The organism is Caballeronia zhejiangensis, assembly GCF_000698575.1.
In the GTDB taxonomy this organism is placed as follows: Bacteria; Pseudomonadota; Gammaproteobacteria; order Burkholderiales; family Burkholderiaceae; genus Caballeronia; species Caballeronia zhejiangensis.
The window spans coordinates 1-8,418 of record NZ_JFHD01000076.1 but is presented as its reverse complement, the minus strand read 5'-3'; the positions used below and the strand labels follow the sequence as shown (position 1 = coordinate 8,418).

The following is an 8,418-nucleotide window of genomic DNA, read 5'->3' as shown; positions in this document are numbered from 1 at the left end:
CCTGAGGGCCTACGAGTCGGTCAGCCACGCCCGGCGCTCTATCGGCGATTACATCGAGCTATACAACCGTAAACGGCCCCATTCGAGCCTGGCGGATCAGACGCCGGATGAGGCATACTTCGCGACGCTGCCAGCGATCAAATCGGCAGCATGATTGCCTCGGACGCTCCACTTAAAAATCTCAGAAGGCTGTCCGAACTACCGAGGCCACCTCTATCGCTAGTTGCCGGTGGCTTCACTTATGCATGGGTCGACGTTAATTTGAGCGGGCCAAACGTCAGCGAGCTTCGTTGCGACAGCCACCTTCGCTTTGAGACGGAGGACGAGGCCTACGAAGGCGGCTCAGCTCACGCGCGACGCCAGGTGGCGAAGATGGGGCGATGAACGTCGTATCACTTCTTTAACGCCATTGCCCCCAAACTTGCAATGCGCCGCTCCTTTCTGTCGTCGGATTGAAATTACTCACCGCCGCGAAAAGCGCTGCAGGAAGGTGTCCGTTCGCGTCGATAACAGAAATTGGCAGACACCGGTCTCAATGATTTCGCAAGTACTTCGAGAAGTGATAGCGTCCAATATTTGACATAAATAGTATCTTAATTGGTGCCATACCATACGTGCAGGGAACGCGTCTAGCAAGCTCGCCAGATGGTTCGGAGGAAAGCATGTCGCCCAACTTGAGCCCGTTGGGGATCGAGGTTCGTCGAGCCAATTGGGAACTGGCAGGGCGCGGGCGAACGTGGAGGTTCTCCGCCCCAGAGAAGGGCCGCCCTGGGTGCCCAGGTTCAAGTTCCGGACTGCCCCCAAACTAAAGTCTAACCGGGCGACGGTGGGTAGAGCTTCCTGGCGTGGGTGAAGTCCACGACTTTGATGAAGTCATTGTGGACTTCGTAGATCGTGAGGTAATTTGGATGCGATACGATCTCACGTGTGCCCGGAACCCGACCGGGGCGACCGGAGTTCGGGAAGAAGGCTACTGGCTCGAGCGATCTTTCGACCTGTTCGAAAAGCCTTTCTGCTGCGCCTTCGTCCTTTTCGGAAATGAAGAAGAGGTATTCGAGGAAGAGCTCGCGGGCCTCATCGGCCCAGACAATCGGAAGCCGCGTCAATCACGCTTCCCCGCATTCTTCGCGCGCTGCGCATCGAGAAGCGCCCGCGCTTCATTCATGACCTGCTCGTGTGGCACGCTTTGCTTGACGCTGTTTCTCGCACGCTCGACGCGCTCACACAACGCGCGGTCGAAGGCTTCAGCTTCTTCGACCGTGTCGTGCTCGTGGATGTAAGGATCGAGTCGGGTTCCCATGGCGATTCTCGGTTTGTTCGTAACGTCATGATAGCGCGCTTACCTTGACCCGTCAGGGAGTCACGAAACCCAAAGCGTCTCATCCGATCTTCTAGGGCCGAAAGGCGACGATGCATCATAGCTGAATGCTATTATAGTGAAAGCTACTATTAGTATGAACTATAGAATTGACGCTTCAGGAATAGAGTGAATGAAGTCCAATTTACAACGGAGGACAGGGCTTCGTGCCACAAGATTTTGGCGACTTTGACGACGATGACGAGGATTTCGGCGCCCTGCCGGACCCTGAGGTTGCGCGCATCGTACTCGAACTTGACCGCTCCATCATGCGCAACCGCCGCGCGGCGGCCCTGCGCCAGATCGTGCAGGGCCAGCCAGTGTCGCAGCCGGTCAAACCGAGCCGCGTTGAATTGCTGGTGCTTACGGCATTAGTGCTGACCTACGGGCCCGTGTTGTTTGGCAGCGACTTCGCTCTGGTGCTCGAACAGATCGCGGAGTGTGGCGCCGTGGTCCTGTTGCAGCAGGTGGTGTTCGCGGACATGGGGGGGATGGGGGGCGCAGGCAGCGAAGACAGCAAGGATCGGCGGATCGTCTCGCGCCTGCAGGACGCGCGACCGATGTTCGAGGCGCTGTGCCGCAAGTTTCCGGAAGCCTTCCTAGCGGACGCGCGGGCCCTGCTAAAACGCTTCACGACGCGGACCTGATTTGCACGGAAAGCGTCGCGATCGGTGACCGCGCGGCCAGCGGCAATGACATGTGTCGAAGTGAACCGAAGTTTCGGGAAATTGACATAATTAGGTACCCGAAATAATGTTTGATAACTTGGGTTATGTAAAATAATGGCGCTTAGAGAAGACTGCGTACGGCTCCGCCGCGAGCCTACGATCAAGCAGTAAGACGCGCAGTTGTTCAGTCGATAGACCCATCTGCTCAAGAAAACGGGTTTATCACGGTCAGCTGGCCGAAGATGACTTGACCGTGGTGCATGTCTTCGCTGTAGAGGACTTCGCAATCCGCGAGCAATGCGAAAGCAATAATGCAGGAATCGTAAAACCTGAATCCGTAGTGCGCTGCAATCCGACGTGCTTCTTTATGAACTTCAAGCGTCAGCGGCACGACTTCGCAAAACACTTCGACATCGTCCAAGATGTGCTCAATCTCAGGCCACGATAAGCCCATCTTCCGGCTCATCACAAGCGTGACCTCGTTCATCACCTGAGTACTGATGACTGGCCTGAAATTTCCGCTAGCCACCAATGCCTCAGCCCTGTCAGCCTTCGCGGCATCGTCCGAAAACAGATAGACGAGTATGTTGCTATCAACGGCGAACCGAGTCGGTGCGGCCACTGTCATTCGACGTTATCCCGGTCGCTGAGCGATTCCCGATCAAACTTAAAGTCCGCGGGCAGACGTCCCCGATACTTGCGCAGTCGCTCAATCCGCTCGGCAACGGTCGGCTTTTTGCTGACCGAGAACGCGCCAGAATCGGCAGCGTAAATCTCAATATCGTCGCCCTCCTTCAAGCCCAGCGCATCGACGACACTTGCGGGCAACCGCACGGCAAGGCTATTACCCCATTTCGCGACCTGCATGATCACTCCCATGGCATGGATACACTTTAATATAATTGTATATCCGATCCGAGGTTGTATCAAGTCCAAGCCGTGGTGACCTCCTGGCCCGCGAACACTTACCCTGCGAGCGCGGTTTTCAACACGCCGCCGATGCTTGTCGGCTCTCCCGCACGCACCCGTCTTACGATCGGGTCGAGTCAGTGCCCATCGCCGGGCAGAAAAGAACCAACCTCGCGTGACGACCGTGGCAGCGATCAAAACTGTCGGGCGGTCGGAAGAACGTCGAAAAAAATAGGAATGTTGACCGCGATGCTGATCGCTGATCCTGCCCGGTGCGTCACGTTCGACGTGTCCGACGTCCGTATCACGCTATCTTGGCCGATGTGCTGCCATGCGAGAGCCCAGCACCAGGCCAGCCGATTGTTCGTGCGTGAGCACTCGCTGCCTCGCTGCCAGCGTTGGACCAGACGAACTGCCCCCCGATTTAGCCGCCGCGCTGCCAACCAGATGCCAATGCCATCGTCGTCGGTCAAGTTCCGGACCCTCGCCTGCTTTCTCTGCGAGTGTCTATGCGGCCCTATGTGAGGCTGAGATACAAGCTGGGAGATGTATTCTAAACACTCGCTGTCAACGAATTTTCGCCCAAATACCCCTCCAAACGCCTTTAGAACCGTGGAATCCGCTTTTGGCGAGTCGTACGCACCTTAGAGAAGGCTCACCAAAGCTTGATTTCACAACTGGCAATTGTCGTTCGACTGAGCCGGGGCCCGTCCGGATTCGCTGCCAGCGTCTGATTATCGACTACGACTGGCGACTCGCGCGACACGCGCGCGTCCGAAAACTTACCGATAGGAACGCGCGTTTCACCCGTTGCCCAGCCTAAAACAGTCAGCCACCGTCTCAGGAAAAGCCAACATTGCACTGTCGAAGCCTAGTGCGGCAGCGAACCCTGCGCGCGCAACAGAGCGGCGAAAACGGAGGATCTCATGGTGATCTATCATTTAGGAGCGGCGTTCGAGCCCTCTGTTACCCGTAAGGGCGCTGCATTCGTCGCTAGCGTTTCGATCCTTGAAGAGGATGGACAGTCGACGTCGCTCGGCGAGCTCGGTGTTTTTGCCACGGGAGAGAGCGCTCTCAGGTTCGCGGTTTGGTACGCTGCGGCCTTCATCGAAGGCCACGACCTTCCGGTCCCGCCCCTACGCTCGGCACTGCCACCGAATTCCTGAATCGATCAGACGGAATCGGCATTCTCGCAGTTACAGCGCCGCCGATCCGGTCGCCTGATCCCGCTCCCGCCGGGATCCTATATCGACTAAACGCGCTCGAAAGGCCGCCAATGCATACCTCCAACATCAGTCGACAACGATGACCATGCCTTCCGCAGGATAGCATTGGCGTGGCGCAATGCTGCAATAGCCTGCTGATTAATCCGCAAGTTGGCCGATCCTGTTGCTATGTGACCGAGAGAACGTCGCTGGTCGCTTTGCTCCTGACTGCATCACGCGGTGAGCGCCGGTGCAGTAGCCCATCGAATATGGCCGGGTCGAGATCTAAGCTTAAACAACCTGTCGCCTTGTTCGCTGGAGTTTAGCGCCGATTGAGGTACCCCCTAGTCGGTTGCCGGTAGTATTCGAACGTTCGCCTTGGGCCGGATATCACGCGCCAAGACAAGTGCCTCTTGTTCGCTGTAAGCGAAGGCGACGCGCGTGCCATGCTCAGTCGGAACCTCGACCTGCCATCCCCCGCCTGAACACGGGCGAATAATGATTTCGGCGTCGTCGGCGCCTTCTGATGTCAGCACGTGCCTTGACTCCAATGAGGATGCACCAACAGACGATCTGCAAAGCGTTTAGCAAACCACCAACGTCGGTGATTCAGGCCATAGTGTTTGCCGCTGCATTCTCAAAAAGTTCAAGTCCATTATAGGTCGTACACGGCCGACGCCTGCAGGCCCGACGTATGCTCGCACGGAATGATTCGTTTCTCAGAGGGCATCACAAACACAACTCATCGAGCGACGGCCAACGGCGGGGACTGACTTGCATAGAGAAATACTTTACAACTGGTCGATCCGACCACGGAACTCAATGCGGCCACACGCGTTCGTGATCGCCGATTTAAGCGCCTCTTCCTCGGACAAGTCTCCCGCAATAACGGGATACGGCTCCACGCATGCATAAACCACGACTCCAGTAACAACATGCCGAACCGTCACGTCGATCCAGACGCTATTCGTCTCTCGAAGCGGCTGCACAATGTCGAGCAAAACTTCAAAGTCTCCGTGCACAATGGTCTTCGCCAATGTGGCTCTCCTCTAATCGGAATGCAAGCGAGGCCGACAGACCGAGCGCGAACCGAGCCCTTCCCTCAAAACTCCTGCGCGCATTCCTGGTTGCCCCGATGCTCCGTTGCTCGGTTGTGATCCGTTGCTCTCGGGAGCCTGCCACTTTCTTCCTCGACTCTTAAACCTATCTTAAGTCGCTTAGGCGTTTAAGCGTCCGTGGACCTTTGGACGTCGATTCACTTCGAACAGCAAGCCGATGAACGGCTAATTGGTGTATGCCGAAAGCGGTTCGAACATAAGCTCAGCATGGTTTTGGGTACGCGAACATTTCAGCATGCCATATTGGGACATCGAACTTTTACGAATGTTAATTTGCGGAACTCTTGCATCGTTGTACAGACAGACTGTAAGTGACAGTAACGATAACAGGAGAATTTACCGATGCAATGGTTCAGTTCGGCAAAATGGTTCGATCTCGGAGCGGTGTTCGGCATACCGCCTGTCGAATGGCTCTACGCAGCAGTCGCCGTTGTGGCGAGCTACCTGATCTTGTCAGGGCTACTTCGCATTTGCGTCGCACGTCTTGGCAGGATCGCGGCGAAGACATCAACTCACTTTGATGACATCGTTGTTGATGTGCTTGACCGAACACACCGATTGACGATTGTGATGGCCTCACTGCTGATCGGCACCGAATTCATTGATCTGTCGGCGAAGTTGGATAGTCGAATCAGCCATTTGTGGTTTCTCGTCGTTGGTTTCCAGATGGCGCTCTGGGTTAATCACGGCGTCTCGGTCTGGACCCACCGGCGCCTCACCAGCGCTGCGGCAACGGCTCACAATCCGGTCATCACCACAATGATGTCATGGATGCTCCGGGCGCTGCTGTGGTCTGTTCTTCTGCTCGCCGTTCTCGCCAACATGGGCGTGAATATCACCGCGTTCGTCGCCAGTTTGGGCGTCGGCGGTGTTGCCGTCGCACTGGCCGTCCAGAGCATTCTCAGCGATCTGTTCGCATCCTTGGCAATCGGCCTGGACAAGCCGTTCGAGATAGGCGATTTCATCGTGTTCAATGACGTCGCTGGAAGCATCGAGCACATCGGCCTCAAAACCACCCGCATTCGCAGCCTGAGCGGCGAGCAGATCGTCTGCAGCAACACGGAACTGCTCAAAAACACGATACACAACTATAAGAGAATGTCGGAACGTCGCATCGTGTTTGCCTTCGGAGTGACCTACGACGCTAAACCCGAGCAACTGAAAGAGGTCCCGCAGATCGTGAAGGCCGCCGTCGAATCCGCGGGGAACACACGTTTTGACCGAGCGCATTTTAAGCAATTCGGTGAGAGTTCCTTGGACTTCGAAGTGGTCTATTACGTCACCGATCCCAGCTTCAACCTGTACATGGATATTCAGCAGACAATCAATCTGGATCTTATGACCGGGTTAGCGGAGCGCGGCATGGATTTCGCGTTCCCCACACGCACGCTTTACGTTGTCGGCGACGCTGCGGATCAGGCGCAAGAAGACGAACCAAGCAAATCTACTCGGCCACGCGTGCGCGCTGTTGGCACCGCCTCAGCGCCGCTTAAAGGTTAGGCCGCGCGGCTCTGGCGAGCGCTGCATCGCACGTTGTGTGCCTGCCCGCTTTTAACCTCGCACAGAACCTGCGTAAAGAGGATTGACAGTGCTCGACATCGTCGCAATCAGCATCTCGATGACCGCGGTATTGGCCTACTTGAATCATCGATTCATCAGACTCCCGACAACCATTGGCGTCATGGCGACATCGCTGGGGGTGACGTTCTTGCTCGTGGTGCTCGATGGGCTCGGATGGAACCTGCTTGGGTTCGTCCATCGTCTGAAACTTGCCGAAGCGGGCTTCCTTCACTCTGTTGACTTCAGTCAGTTGCTCTTGCAGGGCATGTTGTCGCTTCTGCTTTTTGCGGGCGCCATGCATGTTGACTTTGCCAGACTTGCGAACTATCGCTGGCAAGTCCTGGCGCTCGCCATCGTGAGCACGAGCGTCTCAACCGCCGTGGTCGGGGTCGCGATATGGCTGTTGCTGCCGCTTCTCGACATGCGACTGTCTCTGCCCTATTGTTTGGTGTTTGGCGCGCTGATCTCCCCGACCGATCCAATTGCAGTCATGGGCATTCTAAGATCCGCCGGCGCGCCACGTAATCTGGAAATTGTCATTACTGGGGAGTCTCTTTTCAACGATGGCGTGGGGGTCGTGCTTTTTTCCTTGATGCTCGCCCTCGCAACAAGCGGTGACGCACCGAGCGTTTCGAGCGCTTCGCTCGTTCTGCTGCGTGAAGCTGGCGGCGGAATTGCTTTTGGGTGGGTATTAGGATATGCCTTGTATCGACTCCTCGCATCAGTCGACCATTACCAGATTGAGGTCTTGCTCACCCTGGCAGCCGTCCTTGGGGGTTATTCGCTGGCCAGTCACCTTGAGGTCTCTGGTCCGCTTGCGATGGTTATTGCCGGTGTGATGACCGGCAACCGTAGTCGCGAGCATGCAATGTCTGAGACAACGCGCCACTATGTCGACATGTTCTGGGAACTCATCGACGAGATTCTTAACGCCTTGCTCTTCGTACTAATTGGCATGCAGGCCCTGATCGTCCCATTCACCTCGAGGATGATACTTGCCGGCGTTGCCGCTTATGTCATTGCGCTAGCTGCTCGGCTTCTGACGGTAGGTGCTCCAATTGCCTTTCTCCGGCGCGCCGCAGGACTGCCGCGCGGCTCATGGCTGGTTTTGACGTGGGGTGGCTTGCGTGGAGGCATTTCCGTCGCGCTCGCCCTCTCACTTCCGAGCGGCGACGCACGTGAAGTCATTTTGGCCATGACGTACCTCGTGGTCATGGCCTCAATCTTCGGACAGGGACTGACTATTGGGCGCATCGTACGCAAGTCCGTCTGCCAAGGAGAGGCGGCGCAACCGATGCAGACCGATGCTAGAACCTGACCGCCGAATTGCCGACGAGCATCTGAGACTTGTCCGGCTACGCGCGAGGCGACATCCCTTTTCAACGGCCCACTCCTCCGGAGACGTCGAATGCAAATATTTGGTCTTCAACTGAACAAGCCTTCATTCTGGGATATCACGCTCACAATGGCCGGATGTTCGCTCTTGATTCTCATCGTGTTTGCATGTTGTTTGGCGCTCGGTTACTTTCCCGACCTCGTCACGAAGCTACTGTTCACTGTATCCTTCATGTGGGGCGCGTTGTGCAGTCTCTTTGGAGTGC

At 56.3% G+C, this 8,418-nt stretch carries 11 protein-coding genes; 6 read left to right on the top strand and 5 right to left on the bottom strand.

Features of this window, described 5'->3' with window-relative positions; genetic code table 11:
* The first annotated feature begins 1 nt into the window (after position 1).
* On the top strand, positions 2-154 hold the full coding sequence (locus BG60_RS37725; protein WP_081851940.1) for an integrase core domain-containing protein: 153 nt from the start codon (positions 2-4) through the stop codon (positions 152-154).
* 658 nt (positions 155-812) lie between these two features.
* On the opposite strand, the gene BG60_RS35675 is transcribed toward BG60_RS37725, so the two are convergent.
* Positions 813-1,106: a type II toxin-antitoxin system RelE/ParE family toxin gene (locus tag BG60_RS35675; RefSeq protein ID WP_008344619.1), complete on the bottom strand. Its 294-nt coding sequence runs from the start codon at positions 1,104-1,106 to the stop codon at positions 813-815.
* Positions 1,103-1,300 carry a type II toxin-antitoxin system RelB family antitoxin gene (gene relB, locus BG60_RS35670; protein WP_008344620.1) on the bottom strand — a complete coding sequence of 66 codons (198 nt, stop codon included), beginning with the start codon at positions 1,298-1,300 and terminating at the stop codon, positions 1,103-1,105. Before relB ends, BG60_RS35675 begins: the two co-directional genes overlap by 4 nt.
* A 224-nt stretch (positions 1,301-1,524) precedes the next feature.
* Between relB and BG60_RS35665 the strand changes: the two genes are divergently transcribed.
* Positions 1,525-2,004, top strand: coding sequence for a hypothetical protein (locus tag BG60_RS35665; RefSeq protein ID WP_008344622.1), 480 nt, complete (start codon positions 1,525-1,527; stop codon positions 2,002-2,004).
* A gap of 226 nt (positions 2,005-2,230) precedes the next feature.
* Here BG60_RS35665 and BG60_RS35660 read toward each other — a convergent pair whose 3' ends face one another.
* On the bottom strand, positions 2,231-2,653 hold the full coding sequence (locus tag BG60_RS35660; protein WP_008344624.1) for a PIN domain-containing protein: 423 nt from the start codon (positions 2,651-2,653) through the stop codon (positions 2,231-2,233).
* On the bottom strand, positions 2,650-2,892 hold the full coding sequence (locus BG60_RS35655; protein ID WP_033537285.1) for an AbrB/MazE/SpoVT family DNA-binding domain-containing protein: 243 nt from the start codon (positions 2,890-2,892) through the stop codon (positions 2,650-2,652). The genes BG60_RS35660 and BG60_RS35655 overlap by 4 nt, the downstream gene beginning before the upstream one ends.
* Positions 2,893-3,860: 968 nt before the next feature.
* On the opposite strand from BG60_RS35655, the gene BG60_RS35650 reads away from it, so the two are divergent.
* Positions 3,861-4,100, top strand: a complete 240-nt coding sequence (locus tag BG60_RS35650; RefSeq protein WP_008344629.1) for a hypothetical protein — start codon at positions 3,861-3,863, stop codon at positions 4,098-4,100.
* An 830-nt stretch (positions 4,101-4,930) separates the two neighbouring features.
* On the opposite strand, the gene BG60_RS35645 is transcribed toward BG60_RS35650, so the two are convergent.
* On the bottom strand, positions 4,931-5,176 hold the full coding sequence (locus tag BG60_RS35645; RefSeq protein WP_008344633.1) for a hypothetical protein: 246 nt from the start codon (positions 5,174-5,176) through the stop codon (positions 4,931-4,933).
* Between the two features lie 423 nt (positions 5,177-5,599).
* Between BG60_RS35645 and BG60_RS35640 the strand changes: the two genes are divergently transcribed.
* From BG60_RS35640 to BG60_RS39420, 3 genes are all read left to right on the top strand, one after another.
* Positions 5,600-6,757, top strand: a complete 1,158-nt coding sequence (locus BG60_RS35640; RefSeq protein ID WP_051996857.1) for a mechanosensitive ion channel family protein — start codon at positions 5,600-5,602, stop codon at positions 6,755-6,757.
* A gap of 88 nt (positions 6,758-6,845) precedes the next feature.
* A complete protein-coding gene (locus BG60_RS35635) occupies positions 6,846-8,135 on the top strand; it encodes a cation:proton antiporter (RefSeq protein ID WP_034474559.1) in 1,290 nt (429 codons plus the stop codon).
* Between the two features lie 90 nt (positions 8,136-8,225).
* A partial coding sequence (locus BG60_RS39420; RefSeq protein WP_034474556.1) for a hypothetical protein occupies positions 8,226-8,418 on the top strand: 193 nt, incomplete at its 3' end.

Coding starts and splice junctions, on each gene's coding strand:
- BG60_RS35660 (WP_008344624.1), bottom strand. CDS start 2,653: ATGACAGTGGCCGCACCGACTCGGTTCGCCGTTGATAGCAACATACTC.
- BG60_RS35650 (WP_008344629.1), top strand. CDS start 3,861: ATGGTGATCTATCATTTAGGAGCGGCGTTCGAGCCCTCTGTTACCCGT.
- relB (WP_008344620.1), bottom strand. CDS start 1,300: ATGGGAACCCGACTCGATCCTTACATCCACGAGCACGACACGGTCGAA.
- BG60_RS35655 (WP_033537285.1), bottom strand. CDS start 2,892: ATGCAGGTCGCGAAATGGGGTAATAGCCTTGCCGTGCGGTTGCCCGCA.
- BG60_RS35640 (WP_051996857.1), top strand. CDS start 5,600: ATGCAATGGTTCAGTTCGGCAAAATGGTTCGATCTCGGAGCGGTGTTC.